Genomic DNA, 21,040 nt, shown 5'->3' on the forward strand with positions numbered 1-21,040 from the left:
GGTGGCGTGGGACGAGTGGGGCAAGAACCCCGCCCGCGCCGCGGGTGCGGTCACTTTCAACGTGCTGACGACGGTGTTCACCGGCGGTGCGGGTGGTGCGGCGGCGGGTGCGGGCAAGGCCGGCGCGGTAGCCAAGGCGCTGTCGGTGGCGGGCAAGGCGGGCCGGGTCATCGACCCGATGACCTACATCGCCAAGGGCGCCGGTGCGGGCCTGTCGAAGATCGGCGACATCACCAAGGGCCTGAAGGGCGTCGGCACCATCGACATCCCGGCACTGCCCGAGAACGCGGTCACGCTGCCGAAGGGATCGTCGGTGCTGCCGGACGGGACGGTGCACCTGCCGGAGGGTGCGGCGGCCCCGGCAGGGCTGCACGAGCTGCCGGGTGGCGGGTTCAAGGTGCCTGAGGACGTGCCGGTGGTGCACGAGGACGCGTTGCCGGTGAAAGCCGAGAGCGGCGATCCGACCCTGTACGCCGACAGCAACGGGAACATCGTGGACGGGCAGGGCAAGGTCCTGCTGGACGTGGACAAGCCCGGTACGCAGGACGTCGTGGACCGTCCCGCGGGCCCGGAGAGCACGGGTCCGGCGGGCGCGGACGTGCCGCGGGTGGACTCCCCGGCGAAGGTCCCGGCGCTGGCGGGCGCGGCCCCGCACACGGTGGACGCGGGCACCCACCTGAACCTGGCAAACAGCCTCGACACCAACCTGGGCGACGTCGGCCGGGCCACGGACAACCCGGCCACCACCCCGGCTGTCCACGCCGGAGGGGACGTACCGACGGTGCATGCCGGTGGTGACATCCCGACCGCGAGTGCGACGGGCAACCACCTGCCCGCCGGCCGGACCGACGACGTGCCGGCAGGCCATGCCGACGACCTCGGCCACGGCCCTTCCGCAAGCCACGAACCGCGAGGCCACTCCGGCGGTACGGATGGAGGCGGTAGCCACGCCGCCGGAGGCCACGACGGGGCAGGAACCGGCGGCCATGAGGGCACCCCCACGGATGGCGGCGGTGAGTCACCGGGACAGGGCGGTACGGGCTCAGGAGGCAGCGACGGCCCCTCCGGGCATGGCCCCGGCGAGCAGCCCGGCTGGGGCGGTGCGGAAGACGCCCCGGGGTGGGAGAGGCCATCGGACGACTCGGGTCCACTGGATCGAGGCGGTGACGCCGAGCAGCGGGTCCGCGAGCAGATTCGTGGAACGAAGGTCAAGCCGGGTGACGTCGATGCAATTCTCGACACTCTGGGCAACAGCCCGGCCGGCAAGGAGATCGCCGACACGATCGCTTCCGGACGCTTCCGGGACGCACAAGGCTTCTCCGACGTGGTGTCCAACCTTTCGCGACCGAGTGAACTTCCTGGCTCTCTCGAACAGATCCGTCTGGCCAACCGGCTCCACGAGAGCGGGTTGACCGACATCTCGTTCGAAGTGAAACAAGGCGGCCACGAAATCAAACCGGGTGTCTTCACGGGACCGAAGACGGACCTCGACCTCATGGCTCGGGATGCGAGCGGAAACGTCCACGGATGGCAATTCAAGGACATGACGGGGGCGGACTCGCCTGTCGAGGCGAGCAAGGTGGTGCGCAACATCTTCAAGAAGATCGCACAGCTCACGGATTCCAGCGCCGACGTGCGGACCTTCGTGGTCGACACCAAGACCCCCGCCCTCGACATGGCAACGGAAATCGGACGACTGCAGAAGGGTTACGAGGGCAAGAACGTACAGTTCGTCATCCGGTGCCCTGACGGCATGTTCATGATTCCTCGTGGTGGTACATTCACGCCGGAAGGAGCGCTGTGATCACCTCTACCCCCGTCGCCCGCTGGACCTGGGGACGTGACGACGAGTCGGCCGACGCCTTGGTTTGCTGTCTGCGGGACCTGCTTACCGCTTACCGCGTACTGGCTGATCACCGACTGGCAACGGATGCGCCCCTTGTTCATGTCTCGGTGTCTGAGGCTCGTAAGTCGAACAGTCTCCTCTTCAAGGGGACGCTCTCCACGGAGGCTCGTACGCCGGGCGAGTGGGACGCCGCGCGAGCTGCCGCGCAGCTGGCTGATCGGGTAAGGGCGGGAATGCGCGCCGGTGACATCGGTTCCGTGGACGCCTACGCCGAGTGCTCGGGCGATATCGTTACGGGCGCCGAAGGGGAGGTGGTCCGGCAGGAGAAGCTGTTCCGGCTCGGGGCTTCCTCATTTGCCGAGTTCGTCACTGTCGACCTGGTGACACACACCGATGCATGGCTGCCCTATGACCTCGAGGGGCGGCAGCAGTACGAGATCCACGCTGCAAACAGCCCTCGCTTGTCGGCGGCACTGAGCGCCCTGTCCGAGGTTCTCGCAGCAGAGACGGACCCGGACGACCCGACATACTTTTCAAAGCCCACCCAAAGCGGCGCCGACAACTTCTTCAATGCCGACGGTGCTGCATCGGACGTGTGGTCCAGTTTCGAGGTGCCGACCCGGTACGACGTCTTCACGCATGCTCCCGGGTTCGGACGCATCGGTTACCGTCGGACGGCTGAGGGTGAGGTTCTGTACGTGCCGGTCCGCGGAGCGGAAGGCGAGTTGCTCGGCTACCTGTGGGCCTCCGACGCGGACAACGCCGCGAGCTTCGAGCCAGCGGACGTCGGCGACGATGCGACCTACCGTGCAGGATTGACCTGGCTTGAGCGTCTGCGGGCTGCGCACGACCGAGGAATGTCGCCATCGGAGGCGCTGGCCGAGTTGTCGGCGACGTCTGACACCAGTGCAGGCCTCGTGGATCCGGCGAGCCAACCACGTACCGCCGTCCTCGCCGTCCTGCGCGACCGACAGCAGGACTGACGCACCCTCCCCCCCCCGCTCGCCATGACCGGCTTCGCGCGTGACACGGACAACCGCCTCCAGCAGCCGTCCCGGTCCAGCGCAACCGGTGTGGCGAAGCAGTTTCGGCGTGAATCTCCTGGCGGGCTGTCAGCGACCAGTGGTGCCCGGCGCGGAGAAGTGCTGGGGCCGAGCTCAAGCACTTCAAGCTTTTCTAGGGAGAAACGCGTTGGTCTCGATCATCACCCGCCACCCCTTTCCCACGGGGAATGCGGAAGAGGGCATCGCCGTCCTTCAGGAGAATGCACATGACCTGCTCGAGGGACTGGAGGCGGATCCGAGCAGTTTGGGCGATGCCCTGAGCACGACTCTCACCCTTGCCGAAGCTCACTGCCTCATGGATCCACGGGCAGCGATCTACCCCACGCGGGACGCCTGGGTGACCGCGATGCAGGTCGGTTCCGCCGTGTTCGCCACCGCATTGGCGCCCAAGGGGAACGTGCGCTGCCGCATCGCGCACAAGGACCTCACCCTGCAGGCCACAGGCCCGCAGTGGTACGTGCACCCCGGGGCATGGCTCACGGCCTTCTACTTGGCTGTGGCGTGCCGGGAGAAGGACAGGATCACGGCACTGTGCCAGGTTCCCTTGTCCCTGCTGCGCGAGAACGGCGCGCAGTTCGAGGAGCATGACTACGCCTGGATCGACACCCTCCAGACCTACTGGCTCGGAGGTCAGGACCTCGTTCCCAAGTTGGTCTCGGCAGTGGACGGCACCGACCCCGACACCGTCTCCGACCCGGAAACGGTGAGCAAACTCGTTTACCCGCCGATGGAAATGTTCCATCGCTTCATCCGCAAGGATCACGAGGGCTTCACTCGCGCGCTGACCCAGGCACTCGAACTGCACAAGCAGTACTGGAGCGAGGAGGACCGCGCGGTCAACATCGGGGGACTCGTCGCCTTGGCCCCGCTCGCCATCGTCTGCCTCGCCCATGACGCGGGCATGCCCATCGAGGTCGAGTCCGAGTACCTGCCTGCCGTTCTAATCGGACGCAACTGGTGCGGAGAATTTCCCACCTGACGTGCCCCTGAGATCCCGTCCGTCATGGTTCAGCACGGCCCGCCCGGTAAGTCGAGAAGCGGTTACAGCCGAGGCGCGCATTTCCCCGGAGCACAGGAGCTGCTTCCGTCGGTGACGTCGCCGACGGAAGCACAGCTACTCAGAGGGAGCAAGTGGTCACCCGCGTAACCCGCCATGAGTTCCGCACGGACAACGCGGCCGAACTCATGGCGCCCATCCTCAAGAGCGCCAAGGACGTACTCGACCACGTCGAGACCTCGGAGGACGATCGGTAAGACGCCCTCCCGACCGCGCTCACCGTCGCGAAGTGGCGCTGTCTGACGGATCCGACAGCAGATGAGTTTCCGTCATGGGAGGCGTGGGTCACCGCCATGCAGATCGGCTCCGGGCTCTTCGCCGCCGGCGGTGCCGGCGAGGGCACCGTGCCGTGCCAGGTGGGCAGCACCGGTGAGGTCAAGCACCTCCCCTGACAGGTTCTGACGGTGTCCTACGGCAGGTGCCGGTAAGCGATCGGTTCGGCTTCCCGCAGTGGCATCTTGACCAGCGTTCCCGACCTGTTGATGAGGAGTTCGGGAATCTCGTCCTCGTAGAACCGCACTTGGCCGATGACTCCGTCGGCCCTCGCGTTGAACGCGAGCATCTCCGCCAGTGCGACCAGCTCGGGCAGGAGCTCCGCGTGGATCTCCTGGCGAGCCGTCAGGGACCAGTGGTCGGAGGCCTGGACGAGCCGGCCGGTCAGTAGTCCGCCGATGCGCGTGGCCGGGCCCCGGTCCGCGAGCAGGGGGACGAAGTCCGGCCAGTCCACCTCGCCGCTGCCGTCGTCCGGGCTGTCGCCCTCCAAGTGACGGCGGAGGTGCGCGAGTACGGCGTCCGGCAGGTTCGGCGACAGGTCGAGGGCCAGGTCAACGGCGAACACGTCACTCATGTGGGGTGAGTCTAGGACCGGATGGAGCCGGGAGCAGACACGGGGCACCCACCCCGTAGGGTCACCGGTATGACACCGGACGACCTCGCCGATTGCGAACTGCCGATGCTCTCTGCCGCACAGGCCACGCACCTGCGCGCACTCGCCTCCCCGCACTACCGGGAGGGACACCAGTACTCCCTCGCGTCCTTGGCGCGCACGTGCAGCGGGACGCCGGAGGAGCGCTGGCCCGAACTCGTCGCCGCGCACTTCGACCGCCTGCGACAGGCGAGCCAGGGCGATGAGAGCGCGGAGGAACTGCTCCGGGGTGTGCACGCCCGGCTGCTGCCCGTCGACTCGATTCCTTCCGAACTTCTCGGCTCCCTGCGGTACGCGCGCGTCGTGGCCGACGGCCTGGTCTTCGCCTACGCCCTGGACGGGTCCACCAGTGTGCGGCTCCTCACCGACCGGGACGTGGAGCGTGCCGGGCTCCAGGCCCTCGGGGAGGCGGCGCGCGCAAACCTGATGCAGGTGCCAGTGCGCCACGAGGAGGTGGGCGTCGAGGGCGGGGCGAGGCTGCATTCCGTCTACGGGGACTCCCCGTTCGTCGCCGGCCAGGCGCTGTTCCTCGCGGAAGTCGCCTGGAAGGTCGTCGGCGAGGCGATTCCGGACGCCGGTGCCCTGGTCGTGGTGCCCACGCAGCACAACCTGGTGTACCACCCGATCGCGGACGGTTCCGTCGTGGAGGCCGTCAACAGCCTCGCCGCGTATGCCCTGGGCGCCCACGAGGACGGTCCGGGCGCGCTGTCACCGCGCGTCTACTGGTGGCACCGCGGCTCCCTGACCTCGCTCACGGTCATCGATCACGAGACCCTCACCTTCTCCGTGCAGCCGCCGCCGCACCTCTTGGGCCTGATGAAGGGCCTGGTCCGTCTCGACCGCGCCGGCCGTCTCGCCACCCGCGTCGCCGCTGAGCCTGCCGGGCTGGGCGAGCTCATGCGGGGTGCCGCGGAGTCGATGGACCACCTCGTGCAGGACCCGGCTACCCTGGCCGACGCGTTCCGCTCCATCGTGGCACTCGCCCACGCGCGCTGCGCCTACGATCCGGACGTGGCGCACATCGACACGTGGGACGCGTGGGCCACCGCGGCTCGGCTCGGCTCCGCGCTGTTCACCGGCGCGCCGTCACAGGAGTGCCGCCTGGGCGAGGACCTCGTCTGGCAGGTGCCCGCCTTCCCGGCCGAACCGCCCGCGGACGCCCGGGGCTGGCTCGACGCCCTCTACCTCGCGGTCGTGTGCCGCCAGACGGACCGGATCGCACGGCTGTGCCGGGTGCCGTCGGAGACACTGCGCGAGGACGATTCCGTGGACGAGTACGTCCTGCACTGGATCGACACCCTACGGGCCTACTTCTCGGACGGCCCCAGCATGGATGACGTCGTCCAGAAGCTGATCGCCACCATCGAGACGTCGGGGCGGGACGGCGTGACCCGCGCGCCGACAGAGTTCGTGAACGCGATCGACTACCAGCCCGCCGCCCTCTTCCACCGGCTCATCGCGCGTGACCACGACACCTTCGCCAAGACGCTCGCCGAGGCCGTCGCGGAGCACGGCGGTTACTGGGGCGAATCGGCGGCCCCGCGCGCCCGGGTGGCACTCGGGCCGCTCGCGATCGCGAGCCTCGCCTACGACTACGGGTTTCCCGTCGATCCCGCGCAGCGCTGTCTGCCCGCGCACCTGCTCAACCGTCAGCGGCTGGGGGAGAGCTCCTGACGACCGGGGTCGCAGACCCTGCTAGAACAGGCTCAGCAACGCCTCCGCCGGGTCCGTCAGGCTCGTGTCGCCGCCGGGCAGGGGCAGTTCGAACCACACCGTCTTGCCCCGGGGCGTGCGGCGGGAGCCCCACGCGGCGCTCAGGAGGCCGACCAGTTGGAGTCCCCGGCCGCCCTCGTCGGTGTCGCGGGCCCGGCGGCGGCGGGGCTGGACCAGGCCGGAGTCCCACACCTCGCAGACCAGGGTCCGGTCGAGCAGGAGGCGCAGCCGGATCTCGCCCTCGCCGTAGCGCAGGGCGTTGGTGACCAGTTCGCTGACCAAGAGCTCCGTGGTGTCGACGAGGGGTTCCATGTCCCAGGCGAGCAGCTGGGCGCGGGCGTACTCGCGGGCCCGGCCCACGCTGCGCGGCTCGCGCGGCAGGGTCCAGTCGCCGACGGATTCCGTCGGCAGGCCCTGGACACGTGCCATCAGCAGCGCGATGTCGTCCTCGCCGTGATGGGTGTCGAGGGTGTTGAGGACGTGGTCGCAGACGTCCTCCAGCGGCTGGGCCGGGTCGGAGAGGGCGCTGACGAAGGCCTGGAGGCCTTCGTCCAGGGGGTGGTCGCGGCTTTCGACCAGGCCGTCCGTGTAGAGCGCGAGCAGGGCGCCTTCGGGCAGTTCGACCTCGACCTCCTCGAAGGGCTCCCCGCCGACGCCGAGCGGCATGCCCGGCGGCACGTCGAGCATCAGCGCCGCCTCGCCCGGCTCGACCAGCACCGGCGGCAGATGGCCCGCGTTGGCGAAGGTACAGCGCCGGGTGACGGAGTCGTAGACGGCGTAGACGCAGGTGGCGAGGTACACCTCCGACAGGTCGGCCTCGCGGGGGCGGCGGGCCGCCCGGGTCGCCTGCTGGACGCCCCCGGGCGCGCCGAGGCCACGGGCGATCTCGTCCAGCTGGGAGAGCACTTCGGCCGGTTCGAGGTCGAGCTGGGCCAGCGTGCGGACCGCCGTGCGCAGTTCACCCATGGCGACGGCGGCGCGCAGGCCGCGGCCCATGACGTCGCCGACGACCAGCGCGGTGCGGTGCCCGGGCAGTTCGATGACGTCGAACCAGTCGCCGCCGACCTCGCTCGGCCGGCCGGTGTTGACGTTGCCGGGCAGATAGCGGCAGGCGATGTCGAGGCCGGAGGCCTCCGGGTCGCCGGGCGGGAGCAGGGACCGCTGCAGTATCAACGCGCGTTCGTGTTCGCGTCGGTAGAGGCGGGCGTTGTCGATGCAGACCGCGGCCCGGGCGGCGAGTTCGACGGCCAGGTCCCGGTCGCGGTCGCCGAACGGCTCGCTGCCCTTGGTGCGGGCGAACTGCACGAGTCCCACGACGGTGTCGTGGGCGACCATCGGCACGGCGAGCGTGGACTGCACGAGCCCGCCGTCCTCGCCCGGGACGGTCTGGGGCCGGGCGGTGCGCAGGGCGTCCGCACAGGGCGAGTTGAACGGGTAGTGGTGGACGGCGCCGACCGCGACGGGCACACCGGCGCCCGCGAAGGGCGCGTCGGAGACGGCGCTGGCGAACGCCACCCGGCGCAGCTCTGCGCTGCCGTCGGCGAGCCCGGGCGGCGTCTCGTCGCCGGCCAGCAGGCCCTGGTAGAGGTCGACGGTGGCCAGGTCGCAGAAGCCCGGGACGACGACGTCGAGGAGCTGCCGGGCCGTGGTCTCCAGGTCGAGGGAGTTGCCGATACGGGCGCCGGCCTCGTTCAGCAGGGCCAGGTTGCGCCGGGCGGCGGCGGCCTCGCGGGCGGCGGCGCGGCGAGCGGTGATGTCGATCCCGAGCCAGGCGATCCCGATGGGACGGCCCGAACCGCTGTGCACGCGATAGAGGTTGACGGACCAGTGGCGGCGCTCGTCGGAACCCGGCACGAAGCCGGTGACGTGCATGTCGGTGATGGAACTGCCGGTCTCCAGCACCCGCCGCAGCGTGGCGGCGACCCGGTCGGCCTCGCCGCGCTGGAGGTAGTCGTGGACGCCCTTGCCGCGGTGGTCGTCGACGTCACCGCCGAAGATCGACGCGAACCGCTGGTTGACGCGGCGGACCCGCAGATCGGTGTCGATCAGCAGGAAACCGAACGGGGATTGACTGAAAATGGCCTGCGAGGCGGCGAGGTCGGTCTCGATGCTGCGCAGGGTGCGCACGTCGACGACGATGCATACGGCGGCCTTCTCGCCCTCCTCGGTGCGCGTCGGCATGACGTACACCTCGGCGAGCCCCTCGTGGCCGCATTCCCCCTCGGCGCCGCTGGGCATCCGGAAGGGCACCACGCCGGTCCACTCGCGACCGTCGAGGATCTCGGCCATCTTGCGCATACCGCGCTCACGGTGGCGCGGGTCGATGAACGCCTCGATGGGGTCCATGCCCACGGCACGGTCGGCGCGGATGCCGAACAGGTGCTCGGCGCGCAGGCTCCACTGGTCGACGAGCCCGTCGGGGCCGATGGAGAAGGACGCGACCTTGATGTAGTCGTAGATGGAGCCGGGGGGACTGCTCTGCCACATGGCGTCCCCCTGCGGGACCCCGTCGGCGGCGAGCGCACCACCCACCGCGGAGGCCAGGCCGTCGGCAGCCCTCGCCCTCGCGCCCTCCGACGGGTCCTCGGACTCCGTGGCCTTCGCTGGTATCTCGCTCACGCGAACCGTCCCCTCCAGCTCACCGCGTCCGGCACCGGTCACCGGGGGCGGCTGCCCGCAGTATCCAGCACTACGGTGCCGCACAACACGGTGTTCACGATCACAGCACGGTCCCGATGGTTTTCGGTCCGGACCGTGACAACACTGCCAGTCTTCTAACCAGGGGACACGCCATCGAATCCCATGCACCGGCAACCGCCACTGGCCTGAACCAATCGCTCTACAGCGGCGATCCGTACGTACACCGGATATTCACTCCGGCACCGCGAGTTCGAACCACACCGTCTTGCCCGTGGCACCGGGCCGGGTGCCCCAGCGACGGGAGGAGGACGCCACCAGATGCAGCCCGCGGCCGCTCTCGTCCTCGAGCCGGGCGGCGCGCTCGCGGGGTGGGTCCGGCAGCGGGTCGGAGACCTCGACCAGGAGAGCGCCGTCCAGGCCCGAGCGGCGCACCAGGCGGACTCCGATGGGGCCGGTGGCGTGCCGCAGGGCGTTGGTGACCAACTCGCTCACCAGCAGCGCCGCGAGGTCCGCGAGGCTGTCGAGGCCCCAGTCACGCAGTTGGCCGCGCACGGCCTGGCGGGCGGTGCGCACGGCGCCCGGTTCGGCGGGGAAGGTCCAGTCGGCGCAGTCGTCCTCGGTGTCGATCACGCCGATCACTTCCCAGGCAGGAGCCCCACCCATGTCCGGTTTCATGGGGTTAATGGGCACATACCCGATATTGGGAGCGGAGTACCGCGGGGAGCAGCGCACTGTGGCACGAACGGCGTACAGAGCGCTGGTACGGCAGTGCGATGGAAGCCACGCGCCCCCGGCAGGCTTCAGGCGCCGGGCCGTTCCGGCCTTCCAGGCCTTTCAGGTGCCGAGATCCTCCGGAGTTCCGGAAGCGGGACCGTGGGAGGCCGGGAGGTGCGCGATTCCCAGGTGGGCGAGGGCCTGCCGTACGGCCGGGACGTCCTGGTCGAGCCACGGCACGTCCCAGATCTCGTCGGGGCCGAGCCAGCGCAGTTCGTCGTGGTCCTGGAGGGGCGCGGGAGCCGCCGAGCCGGGGCGCAGCCGGGCGGTCCAGAGGTGCAGGACGTAGGGCGCCCGAAGGGGCCACTCCCCCGGAACGCGCCCGCCGACCTCGGCGTCGACGCCGAGTTCCTCGCGCAGCTCCCGCGCGAGCGCCGCGTCGGCCTTCTCCCCGGGTTCGACCTTGCCGCCGGGCAGCTCCCAGCGCCCGGCGAGCTCGACGGGCGCGCTGCGCCGGGCGGCCAGCAGCCGCCCGTCCTCGACCAGCGCGGCCCCCACGACGATCCGCTCACTCATGCCGGGAGCCTACGGGAGCACCGCCGGCCTCCGGGGCGGCCCTCCCCGGGGCGCCCTCGCGCCGGTCAGTCGTGCGCCACGGCCGGCCCGTCGTGGCCGAGCCGCTCGACCCAGTAGAGCTGCTTGTGGCCGCGACCGTCGAGGCTGTCCGCGATCCTCTGGGCCTCGGCCCGGGTCGCGTACCGGCCCACGCGGTAGCGGTTGCCGTTGTCGTCCTCTCGTATCACGAGCCAGGGGAGAGTGACCGTGCTGTCGTTCATCGCGCCCCTCCACTTCCCGCCCGCGGCCTGTGCCGTGCCCCGCCCGCCGAGGAAACCGCAATGCGCATATGCCCGAGCCTACGCCTTACCTTCACGGAGCGAATACGGGTTTTCACGAAGAGGTACGCAACCAGCCAGAACGCAGGGGGCGCACGGCGGTGAACGCGCCGTCCGTGCGCCTCTGGGCAACCGGCTTCGGGCATACCGCATACACCGCTGCCGACCTGCGTGAACGACGGTGGGCCGGGGGTCGTGCGGCACCCCGGCCCAGGTCGGTCCGTACGGCGATCGGGTGAGCGGGGCGCGCGAGAAGCGCGCCGCGGGGCGGATGGGAGCGTGCGCTACTTGACCGGAAGGTGGTAGGCGACCCGGTACCGATCGGCCGGAATGACCACGTCGGCCGTCTCCACCGGACGTCCGGAGGCGTAGAAGGTCCGCTGGATGACCAGGACCACGTGCCCCGGGACGCCGCCCAGGACGAGCAGCTCCTCGGCGAGGCCGGGCCGGGCGCCGACCTCCTCCGTGACGTTGTCCACGACCACGTCGATGGCGCGCATGCGCTCGACGACACCCATGCCGCCGACCGGCCCTTCCTCCGGCAGCATCACGGGCGTGCGCCCCGTGACGGTGAGTGGCTCCCAGGAGGTGGAGAGCATCATCGCGTCGCCGCCCTCGCGGTAGAGGTACCGCGTGCACATGACCCGCTCGCCCGGCTCGATGCCCAGCCGTCCGGCGATCGCGACACTCGCCTCGGCCTGCTCGCTGCTGGATTCCCAGGTGCCGCGCCCCTCGCCGTCGGCCTGCTCCTGGCGGAACGGCGTGGCCCCGCCGGACGGGCGGTAGCCGGAGCGGGAGATGCGGCGGGGCACGGGCCGCTCGCGCACATAGGTCCCCGAGCCGGAACGGCCCTCGACCAGGCCCTCCGCCATGAGCACCTTGCGGGCCTCCAGCGCGACCGTGTCCGAGACCCCGTACTCCTGGCGGATTCTGGCCTGGGAGGGCAGGCGGGTGTGCGGTGGGAGCTGACCGTCGACGATCTTCTTGCGGAGATCACCCGCGACGCGCAGGTACGCCGGCTGCTCACCGAATGTCACTGGCCGCTCCCATCAGGTTGTACAGACAGCTACAGCGTGGCAACCGTAGGTTGTGCGGGGCAAGCAAAGGCCAGAGAATCACTCGATGTGATGACATGGGGTGGCGGAGGGCTTTACGCAGGCGGTTTCTCCCCGCTATAGCCGCCCTCACACCTGCGCTTCGGACTCTTCCCTCTCGCCTTCCCCGGGAGCCGGCGGGGTCGCCGCCAGACCAAGGGCCTTGCGCGCCGTGACGGTCGCCAGCCCGTCCACGGAGCCGTACGCCTTGCCGTAGTGCGCGTGGTAGGTGCCCGCGTCACCCGCCGTGCTCGCCCTCTTCCACTCCGTCCGGGCGTCCTCCAGGTCCGCCACGAGGTCGGCGACGGGCGTGCGGGCGCGGGCCGGCCAGGGGTGCGCGCGCAGGGCCTCGATCTGCTCGCCGAGCACGTCGTGGACCTGGGCGGCCCAGGCCCGGTGGGCGGCGAGGTCCTCCTCGGGGGTCTTCTCGGGCTCCTCGTAGAGCGCCGCGTCGAGGGCGTTGGCCGTCGACAGGAAGACGACCTGGTGGGTGTCGAGGGTGGTGGGGTCGCCGCGCAGCGAACCGGTGAGCCCGGCCCCGGCCTCGGCGTTGCCGAAGAGGCAGGTGATCGCGCGGTCGCCGAAGCGCCAGCTCTCCCGGGACGGCATCAGGTAGTACACGTCGACATCGGCCGGCATCGCCCAGGTGTCCATCGCGTACTGGTCCTGGAGGGCGTAGCACTTCTCGTCGGCGACGTCGGTGATCCGGGCGTCTCCCGGGAAGGGGCCGCCGGGCAGGGTGACGACCGCGAACACCTCGCCGTCGTGCCCGCCCCGGCACGGCACCCGGTCGACGTCGAGGGTGTCGCCCTCCAGCCCGCCGGGCGCGTCGAAGCAGTCGCCCTTCTCCAGCGACAGGCTCTCGTTGCCCCGCGCGGTGTCCTTGAACCCCTCCCAGACCTCCGACGCGGCCCCCGTGGACAGCAGCACCGCCCACAGTGCGATCCCGGCGGACGACAGCACCGAACCCGCGATCGCCATGCCCCGCCCGCTCTGCCCGGACCGCCGGATCTGCCGCAGCGCGATCAGCCCGAGCACGAGCCCCGCGGCGGGCAGGAAGCAGAGCACGCCGAGAACCAGTGCGGCCACGGCGAGCGCGTTGACGGAGACCGGAGTGCCGTAGGGGCGGCCGACGGGGCCGTAGGGGCTGTTGAGGCCGTGATCCAGGGCTCCCTGGGGCCGGTTCGCCGGAGGCGGGCCGAACGGGTCCCGGGGCTGCTGGTGCCCCGGGGGCGGGGGTATCGACACGGTTTGCGGTGCTCCTGGCTGAGGCGGTGAGAGAGCGGGCCGTCCGGAACCGACGTACGGCTGGGCGCATCGTAAGCGGCCCGATTGCGGGGGCGGAATGCGGGCGACAGGCGAGGCGAGACGGGCGGCGAACGCCTTCCGAAGGCATGGTGGTCCCGGCGACGCCTGCCTCCCGGGTACGTCGGAGGGTGACGGCCGGTCGGAGCCGGTGCGTCATCCCGTGCGGTGGCCCGTCACCCGGCGGCAGGCCCGCGCATACGCCCGCACCAGGGGCCGCTGCCCGTCCCCCCGTCTCCAGGCCAGGACGTAGCGGCTCGGGGCGAGGCCGCGCACCGGACGGGCCGTCACACCGCCCAGCGTGAGCAGGGGGACGTTGCCCTCCGCCACGAGGCAGACGCCGAGGCCGGCGGCCAGGGCCTCGTACGTCTCCTCGGTGCTCGCGATCTCGGCGCCGATGCGGGGCGGGCGGCCACCGCGTGCGTCGAGGGCGAGCCAGTGGTCGCGCAGCGGACCCGTGCTCTCCGGCAGGGCGAGGAACGGCTCGTCGAGCAGGTCGGCGAAGTCGATCGCGGTGCGCCCGGCGAGCGGGTGGGTGTCCGGGAGGGCGACCATGAGCGGTTCCTCGGCGACGACCGTGAAGTCGTAGCGGTCCTGGCCGGGCAGCGGCAGCCAGACGAAGGCCAGGTCGGCGGTGCCGTCGGCGAGGCCGGCCGTCGGGTCCTCCCAGTTCACCTGCCGGATCCGGACGGCGGCCTCCGGGTGGGCCGCCGTGAAGCGGGAGCGGATCGCGGGCAGCAGGCCGCCGCGGACCGGGCTGGTGCTCATGCCGACGACCAGGGTGCCGCGCCGCGCCGCCCGGACGGCGTCCACCGCGGCCGCGCCCTCCTTCCACGCGTCCAGCACCCCGCGTGCGTGCGGCAGCAGCGCCGTACCCGCTTCGGTGAGCTCCACGCCGTGCCGGTCTCGCCGGAACAGCTCGGCTCCCAACTGCCGCTCCAGCGCCCGGATCTGCTTGCTCAGCGCGGGCTGGGACACGTACAGGCGCTCGGCGGCCCGGGTGAAGTGCAGTTCCTCCGCGACGGCGACGAAGTAACGCAGGTCCCGCAGATGAACGTCCATGCTCATAACCATCGGCTATCACCGAATGTCTTGGACGGGCCACCGCCGTGGGCGAGAGGGTGACGGACGTAACGACACGAGACGGGGAGCTGTCATGAACAAGGTGTGGCTGATCACGGGGGCGAGCAGTGGGTTCGGGCGGGCGATCGCCGAGGCGGCCCTCGCCGCCGGTGACGTGGTGGTGGGCGCGGCGAGGCGCCCACAGGCGCTGGACGATCTGGTCGCCGCCCACCCGGGCCGGGTGGAGGCGCTGCGCCTGGACGTCGCCGACACCGGCGCCGCCGAGGCCGCGGTGCGGGACGTCGTGGCGCGGCACGGCCGGATCGACGTGCTGGTCAACAACGCGGGCCGGACACATGTCGGGGCGTTCGAGGAGACCACCGAGGACGAACTGAGGGCGCTGTTCGACGTGCACGTCTTCGGCCCGGCCGCCCTCACCCGGGCCGTGCTGCCGCACATGCGGGAGCGGCGCTCGGGCGCGATCGTGCAGATGAGCAGCATGGGCGGGCAGATGTCCTTCGCGGGCTTCTCGGCGTACAGCGCGACCAAGTTCGCCCTGGAGGGCATGTCCGAAGGGCTCGCGGACGAGGTCGCCGAGTTCGGGGTCAAGGTGCTGATCGTCGAGCCGGGCGCCTTCCGCACCGGCCTGTTCGAGACCGGGCGGGCGGGGACGAGTGCGGACAGCGGGGTGTACGGCAAGGTGAGCCGGACCCGTGGCGTCGTCGCCGGCGGCGACGGCACCCAGCCCGGCGATCCGGCCAAGGCCGCCGCCCTCATCCTGGCCGCCCTCGACGCCGAGCACACGCCCCTGCGCCTGCCCCTCGGCGACGACGGCGTCAGCGCGGTCCTCGGCCACCTCGACCAGGTGCGGGACGAGGTCGTGGCTTGGGAGAAGCGCACCCGGGACACCGGGTTCGACGACTGACGGCGGGTGGTCAGCCGGAGCCCCGGCGCAGCCGGCCGAGTTCCGCGTTCATCTCCGCGAGGAACCGGACGACCACCTCCAGCTCCTCTGAGCTGAAACGGCCGCGGGCCGCGTCGGTGCTCCGGGCCAGGGGGCGGAAGTAGTCCCGGGCCAGGCCCCGGGCCGCGTCGGCGTAGTGCAGGTGCACCACGCGGCGGTCGCCGGCGTCGCGGACCCGGCGGATGTGCCCGGCCCGCTCCAGCCGGTCGAGACAGGCGGTCACGGCGCCGGACGTGAGATTGAGCTGCCCTCTCAGGCGGCCCGGGGTCATGGGCTCGCCCGCCGCTTCCGGGTCGGAGTCGGCGTCCAGGATCGCGATCAGGGCCTGCATGTCGGTGAGGTGCAGGCCCTGTTCCTGGGCGAACTCCTGGGCGATGCGGTTGAACTCGCTGTTCATCCGGCGCAACAGGACGGCGAAGGTCTGCAACCCGGTGGGGTCGTCCGCCGGAAGAGATGCCGTGGGTGCACCGGAGCCGCTCATCCCCCCAGCCTAGTATCTCTCAATCATTGAGATACTTTATGAGTGAGTTAGTTCCATCGCGACTCACTTCCTACGGCATGGGATGCGCATGAGTACCGCACATGGCTGGGCCCGGCGGCTCGTACCGCTCGTTCTGCTGCTGGTCTGGCTGGGGGTGGGCGGAACGCTCGGCCCTTACGCGGGCAAGCTCGGCGAGGTGGCCACCAACGACCAGGCCGCCTTCCTGCCGCGGAGCGCCGAGTCCACCCGGGTGCTGGACGCCCGCGCGGCCTTCGAGCAGTCCGAGACCGTGCCGGCCATCGTGGTCTGGACGGCGGACGGGCAACGGTTCACCGAGGACCGGCAGGCCGAGGCCACCCGGGCCGTCGCCGCGCTCGCCGGGAAGCCCGGCGTCGTGGGCCGCCCCTCCCCCGCCCTGCTCTCCGACGACCGCGAGGCGATACAGGCCGTCGTCCAGCTGGAGCCCGACCTGGGCGACGAACTGCCCACCGTCCTCGACGCGGTGCGTGAGGCGGCCGGGGCCGTACCGGACACCACGGCGCGGATCGCCGGGCCCGCGGCCGGTCAGGCTGATCTGGCGGACGCGTTCGCGGGCATCGACGGACTGCTGCTCGGCGTGGCCCTGGGCGCCGTGCTGCTGATCCTGCTGCTGGTCTACCGGAGCGTGCTGCTGCCGTTCCTGATCATCCTGGGGTCGGTCTTCGCGCTGGGCCTCGCCTGCGCGGTGGTCTACGCACTGGCCGACCGGGACGTGGTCCGGGTCGACGGACAGGTCCAGGGCATCCTGTCGATCCTGGTGATCGGCGCCGCCACCGACTACGCCCTGCTGCTGGCCGCGCGCTTCCGGGAGGAACTCGCCCTGCGCGGGGACCGTTTCGGGGCCGCGACGGCCGCCGTACGCCGCTCGTTCGGGCCGATCACCGCCAGCGCGGCCACCGTCGCGCTCGGGCTGCTGGCCCTGCTCGCGAGCGACCTCACCAACAACCGCGCCCTCGGGCCGGTCGGCGCCATCGGCGTCGGCTGCGCCGTGCTCGTCACCCTCACCTTCCTGCCGGCCGTCCTGGCCCTGCTGGGCCGTGCCGCCTTCTGGCCGTCCCGGCCGAAGCCGCCGCAGGAGGCCGCCGGGGGCAGTGGCGTGTGGCGGCGGGTCGCGGCCGTTGTGGCAGCCCGGCCGCGCCGCACCTGGGCGGTGACGGCGCTGCTGCTGGCCGGGGGCGCGGCCTTCTCGCCCGCCCTGTCCTCCAAGGGCGTGCCGCTCGACGAGATCTTCGTGAACGACGCGCCGTCGGTGGCCGCGCAGCGCACCCTGGGCGAGCACTTCCCCGGCGGGTCCGGCAACCCCGCCGTGATCATCGCCGACGCCGGCCGGACCGCCGAGGTGACGGCCGCCACGCGCGGCACCGAGGGCGTCGCCTTCGCGGGCGCCGTCTCCGCCTCCGGCCGTCCCGGGGCGGGCAAACCGCTGGTCGTCGACGGGCGCGTGCGCGTCGACGCGACCCTGAAGGCCGCGGCGGACAGCGACGCCGCCAAGGAGACCGTCGAGCGGCTGCGCACGAGGGTGCACGCGGTGCCCGGCGCCGACGCCCTGGTCGGCGGATACACGGCGCAGCAGTACGACACCCAGCAGACCGCCGCGCGGGACCGGACGGTCATCGTGCCGGTCGTGCTCGCGGTCATCCTGCTGATCCTCATGCTGCTGCTGCGCTCGCTGCTCGTGCCGGTGCTGCTGGTGGCGACCGTGGGGCTCAACTTCCTGGCGACGCTGGGGGTGTCGGCGCTGGTCTTCCAGCACCTTTGGGGGTTCGGCGGGACGGACGCCTCGGTGCCGCTGTACGGCTTCGTGTTCCTCGTGGCGCTCGGCGTCGACTACAACATCTTCCTCATGTCCCGGGTCCGGGAGGAGGCGCTCGCGCACGGCAACCGGCAGGGCGTGCTGCGCGGGCTGACCACCACCGGCGGCGTGATCACCTCGGCGGGGGTCGTGCTCGCCGCGACGTTCGCGGCACTGATGGTGATCCCCCTGGCGTTCCTGGTGCAGATCGCGTTCATCGTCGCCTTCGGGGTGCTGCTCGACACACTCGTGGTGCGCTCCCTGCTGGTGCCCGCGCTGATGATCGACATCGGGCCCCGGGCGTGGTGGCCGAGCGCTCTCGCCCGCCGGGAGGACTGAACCGCCCGCGCCGACCGGGAGTGCATCCGCCGCGGGCACCGGGCCGGAAGTGTTCCCGTCAGGGCCGGGCGCGATCCGGCCGCACGGGCAGCGGTGCGGGGCGCCGGGGAGGTACGGGTATGACGACGGACGGGCAGCGGCTGCACTGCCTGGTCACCGGGGCGTCCGGATACATCGGCGGGCGCCTGGTGCCGGAACTGCTGCAGGAAGGACATCGCGTCCGGTGCCTGGCCCGCTCCCCCGGCAAGCTCCGCGACCACCCCTGGGCAGCGCACGCCGAGTCGGTCCGGGGTGACGTCACCGACCCCGAGTCGGTCGCCGCCGCCATGCGCGGAGTCGACGTCGCCTACTACCTGGTGCACGCCCTGGGCTCCGGCTCCCGCTTCGAGGACACCGACCGCGCCGCCGCCCGGATCTTCGCCGAGCAGGCCCGGGCCGCGGGCGTACGGCGGATCGTCTACCTCGGCGGGCTCACGCCCCAGGGCGTCCCGGAGGCCTCGCTCTCCCCGCACCTGCGGTCCCGGGCCGAGGTCGGGCAGATCTTCCTCGACTCCCCCGTCCCCGCGACGGTGCTGCGGGCCGCCGTCGTCATCGGCTCCGGCTCGGCGTCGTTCGAGATGCTGCGCTACCTCACCGAACGCCTGCCCGTCATGGTCACGCCCAGCTGGGTGCACACCCGCACCCAGCCCATCGGGGTGCGCGACGTGCTGCGCTACCTCGTCGGATCGGCCGGCATGCCCGACGACGTCGACCGGGCCTTCGACATCGGCGGGCCCGACGTCCTCACCTACCGGGACATGATGCTGCGCTACGCCGCCGTGGCCGGGCTGCCGCGGCGGTTCATCGTGCCCGTCCCGGTCCTCACCCCGCGGCTGTCCAGCCACTGGGTCGGCCTGGTCACCCCGGTGCCCGCCTCCCTGGCCCGGCCGCTGACCGAGTCGCTGCGGCACGAGGTCGTCTGCCGCGAACACGACATCGCCCGGTACGTGCCGGACCTCCCGGGGCGGCCGCTGCCGTTCGACGAGGCGCTGACCCTGGCGCTGCGCAAGGTGCGCGAGGCGCAGGTCGCCACCCGCTGGTCCTCGGCATCGGTGCCAGGAGCGCCCAGCGACCCGCTCCCCACGGACCCGGACTGGGCGGGCGGCAGCCTCTACCAGGACGAACGGCAGCGGCCGGTCGACGCGCCCCGGGCGGCGCTGTGGAAGGTCGTCGAGGGCATCGGCGGCGAGAACGGCTGGTACTCCTCCCCGCTCGCCTGGGCCGTCCGGGGCTGGCTGGACCGGTTCGCGGGCGGGGTGGGACTGCGCCGCGGACGGCGGGACACCGAGCGGCTGAGGGTCGGTGACTCGCTCGATTTCTGGCGGGTCGAGGAGCTCGAGCCCGGTCATCTGCTGCGGCTGCGCGCCGAGATGCGGCTGCCGGGACTCGCCTGGCTGGAGATGTACGCCGAGACCGACGACGACGGCCGCACCCGCTACCGGCAGCGCGCCCTGTTCCATCCGCGCGGCCTGCTGGGCCACGCCTACTGGTGGAGCGTCGCCCCGTTCCACTCCGCCGTGTTCGGCGGCATGGCCCGCAACATCGCCCGGGCCGCGTCCGAGGGCACCGGCGGGCCCCGCCGGGCCGCGCGCGTCCGGCGGTCCCGCGAGCGGCGAAGCGCCCGGCAGCACCGATCGCCATCCGCACCACCGCACCAGGAGTGACGCCATGACCGTCGCGGTCGTCCTGTTCACCTCGGACCTGCGTCTGCACGACCATCCGCCCCTGCACGCCGCGCTGCACACGGCCGACGAGGTGGTGCCCCTGTTCGTCCGCGACCCCGCCGTGCACGCCGCCGGCTTCGACGTGCCCAACCGCGCCGCCTTCCTCGCCGACTGCCTCGCCGACCTCGACTCCTCGCTGCGCCGCCTCGGCGGACGGCTGGTGGTGCGCAGCGGTCCGGTCGCCCGCGAGGTCCGCGCGGTCGCCGCCGCGTGCGGGGCCACGGAGGTGCACATGGCGGCGGGGGTCACCGGCTACGCCCACCGCCGCGAGGAGCGGCTGCGCGAGGAACTCGACGCCGGCGGGGTCGCGCTGCGGGTGCACGACAGCGTGGTCACCGCCCTCGCGCCGGGGGCCGTGACACCGCTCGGCTCGGACCACTTCGCCGTGTTCACCCCCTACATGCGCCGCTGGTCCAAGGAGCCGCTGCGCGACCTCCTGCCCACGCCACGTGCGGTGCGGGTCCCCGACGCGGTGCGCGGCGAGGACCCGCCCTCCCGCCCGGAGGCGGCGGACCTGTCGCCGGACCTCCCGGCCGGCGGGGAGTCGGCGGGGCGCGAGAGGTTCGCACGCTGGGTGGACACGGGCCTGTCCCGCTACGAGGAACGGCACGACGACCTGGCGGGTGACGCGACCTCACGCCTGTCGCCCTACCTCCACTTCGGGGCGCTGTCGCCGGTGGAGGTCGTCCGGCGGGCCCGCGAGCGGGGCGGTCCCGGGGCGGAGGCGTTCGTCCGCCAGTTGTGCTGGCGCGACTTCCACCACCAGGTCCTCGCGGCCCGGCCCGAGGCGTCCGTCCGGGACTACCGCTCCCGGGACGACCGGTGGCGGGGCGAGGAGGACGCCGCCGAGGAGATCGCCGCGTGGCGGGAGGGCCGCACCGGCTACCCGGTGGTCGACGCGGGCATGCGCCAGCTGCGCCACGAGGGCTGGATGCACAACCGGGCACGGCTGGTGGTGGCGAGCTTCCTGACCAAGACGCTGTACGTGGACTGGCGGATCGGCGCCCGGCACTTCCTGCGGTACCTGGTGGACGGCGATCTGGTCAACAACCAGCTGAACTGGCAGTGGGTCGCGGGCACCGGCACCGACACCCGCCCCCACCGTGTCCTCAACCCCGTGCTCCAGGGCAAGCGCTACGACCCGGACGGCAGCTACGTACGCCGCTGGGTGCCGGAACTGGCGGACGTCGCCGGCGCCGCGGTGCACGAACCCTGGCGGCTGCCCGACGGCGAACGGGCCCTGCTCCGCTACCCGGCGCCGCTCCTCGACCTCGGCGAGGGCCTGGCCCGCTTCCGGCAGGCCCGGGGGCGCGACTGAGAGCCCGGATCCCGGCGCATCCGAAACACCG

General features: G+C 72.0%; 16 protein-coding genes and 2 pseudogenes. 9 read left to right on the forward strand and 9 right to left on the reverse strand.

What is annotated here, in order from left to right; translation table 11 throughout:
• The 4 genes and pseudogenes from ADK65_RS39540 to ADK65_RS39695 all read left to right on the forward strand — a co-directional run.
• Positions 1-1,804, forward strand: a pseudogene (locus ADK65_RS39540) (hypothetical protein); the annotation flags it as partial.
• On the forward strand, positions 1,801-2,829 hold the full coding sequence (locus tag ADK65_RS34510) for a hypothetical protein (RefSeq protein ID WP_053675243.1): 1,029 nt from the start codon (positions 1,801-1,803) through the stop codon (positions 2,827-2,829). The pseudogene ADK65_RS39540 and the gene ADK65_RS34510, both read left to right, overlap by 4 nt.
• Positions 2,830-3,037: 208 nt before the next feature.
• A complete protein-coding gene (locus ADK65_RS34515; RefSeq protein ID WP_053675245.1) occupies positions 3,038-3,889 on the forward strand; it encodes an immunity 49 family protein in 852 nt (283 codons plus the stop codon).
• Between the two features lie 152 nt (positions 3,890-4,041).
• Positions 4,042-4,164, forward strand: coding sequence for a hypothetical protein (locus ADK65_RS39695; protein ID WP_267889765.1), 123 nt, complete (start codon positions 4,042-4,044; stop codon positions 4,162-4,164).
• 212 nt (positions 4,165-4,376) lie between these two features.
• On the opposite strand, the gene ADK65_RS34520 is transcribed toward ADK65_RS39695, so the two are convergent.
• On the reverse strand, positions 4,377-4,814 hold the full coding sequence (locus tag ADK65_RS34520; RefSeq protein ID WP_063788083.1) for a hypothetical protein: 438 nt from the start codon (positions 4,812-4,814) through the stop codon (positions 4,377-4,379).
• A gap of 69 nt (positions 4,815-4,883) precedes the next feature.
• Here ADK65_RS34520 and ADK65_RS34525 point away from each other — a divergent pair, with 69 nt between their 5' ends.
• Positions 4,884-6,566 carry an immunity 49 family protein gene (locus ADK65_RS34525; RefSeq protein WP_053675250.1) on the forward strand — a complete coding sequence of 561 codons (1,683 nt, stop codon included), beginning with the start codon at positions 4,884-4,886 and terminating at the stop codon, positions 6,564-6,566.
• A gap of 21 nt (positions 6,567-6,587) precedes the next feature.
• Here ADK65_RS34525 and ADK65_RS34530 read toward each other — a convergent pair whose 3' ends face one another.
• The 7 genes and pseudogenes from ADK65_RS34530 to ADK65_RS34560 form a co-directional block, all read right to left on the reverse strand.
• A complete protein-coding gene (locus ADK65_RS34530; protein WP_053675252.1) occupies positions 6,588-9,224 on the reverse strand; it encodes a SpoIIE family protein phosphatase in 2,637 nt (878 codons plus the stop codon).
• Positions 9,225-9,476: 252 nt separating this feature from the next.
• Positions 9,477-9,908, reverse strand: a complete 432-nt coding sequence (locus tag ADK65_RS34535) for an ATP-binding protein (RefSeq protein ID WP_078956284.1) — start codon at positions 9,906-9,908, stop codon at positions 9,477-9,479.
• A gap of 171 nt (positions 9,909-10,079) precedes the next feature.
• Positions 10,080-10,535 (reverse strand): NUDIX domain-containing protein, encoded by a 456-nt coding sequence (locus ADK65_RS34540; protein ID WP_053675257.1) that lies wholly within the window; start codon positions 10,533-10,535, stop codon positions 10,080-10,082.
• A 65-nt stretch (positions 10,536-10,600) separates the two neighbouring features.
• Positions 10,601-10,828 (reverse strand): annotated as a pseudogene (locus ADK65_RS34545) (SPOR domain-containing protein); the annotation flags it as partial.
• A 308-nt stretch (positions 10,829-11,136) separates the two neighbouring features.
• On the reverse strand, positions 11,137-11,889 hold the full coding sequence (locus tag ADK65_RS34550; protein ID WP_053675261.1) for a GntR family transcriptional regulator: 753 nt from the start codon (positions 11,887-11,889) through the stop codon (positions 11,137-11,139).
• 147 nt (positions 11,890-12,036) lie between these two features.
• Positions 12,037-13,194: a DUF4190 domain-containing protein gene (locus ADK65_RS34555; protein WP_078956285.1), complete on the reverse strand. Its 1,158-nt coding sequence runs from the start codon at positions 13,192-13,194 to the stop codon at positions 12,037-12,039.
• A gap of 213 nt (positions 13,195-13,407) precedes the next feature.
• Entirely contained in the window at positions 13,408-14,319 is a 912-nt protein-coding gene (locus tag ADK65_RS34560; RefSeq protein WP_053675263.1) for a LysR family transcriptional regulator, read from the reverse strand.
• An 88-nt stretch (positions 14,320-14,407) separates the two neighbouring features.
• Here ADK65_RS34560 and ADK65_RS34565 point away from each other — a divergent pair, with 88 nt between their 5' ends.
• On the forward strand, positions 14,408-15,238 hold the full coding sequence (locus ADK65_RS34565; protein WP_053675265.1) for an oxidoreductase: 831 nt from the start codon (positions 14,408-14,410) through the stop codon (positions 15,236-15,238).
• 10 nt (positions 15,239-15,248) lie between these two features.
• On the opposite strand, the gene ADK65_RS34570 is transcribed toward ADK65_RS34565, so the two are convergent.
• Positions 15,249-15,758, reverse strand: coding sequence for a MarR family winged helix-turn-helix transcriptional regulator (locus tag ADK65_RS34570; RefSeq protein ID WP_053675267.1), 510 nt, complete (start codon positions 15,756-15,758; stop codon positions 15,249-15,251).
• 88 nt (positions 15,759-15,846) lie between these two features.
• Between ADK65_RS34570 and ADK65_RS34575 the strand changes: the two genes are divergently transcribed.
• The 3 genes from ADK65_RS34575 to ADK65_RS34585 all read left to right on the forward strand — a co-directional run bounded on the left by ADK65_RS34575 (position 15,847) and on the right by ADK65_RS34585 (position 21,009).
• On the forward strand, positions 15,847-17,928 hold the full coding sequence (locus ADK65_RS34575; RefSeq protein WP_053675269.1) for an MMPL family transporter: 2,082 nt from the start codon (positions 15,847-15,849) through the stop codon (positions 17,926-17,928).
• Positions 17,929-18,047: 119 nt separating this feature from the next.
• A complete protein-coding gene (locus ADK65_RS34580; RefSeq protein WP_053675271.1) occupies positions 18,048-19,631 on the forward strand; it encodes an SDR family oxidoreductase in 1,584 nt (527 codons plus the stop codon).
• Between the two features lie 4 nt (positions 19,632-19,635).
• On the forward strand, positions 19,636-21,009 hold the full coding sequence (locus tag ADK65_RS34585) for a cryptochrome/photolyase family protein (RefSeq protein ID WP_053675273.1): 1,374 nt from the start codon (positions 19,636-19,638) through the stop codon (positions 21,007-21,009).
• Positions 21,010-21,040 lie beyond the last annotated feature (31 nt).

This window comes from Streptomyces sp. NRRL B-1140, from assembly GCF_001280065.1.
GTDB lineage: Bacteria > Actinomycetota > Actinomycetes > Streptomycetales > Streptomycetaceae > Streptomyces.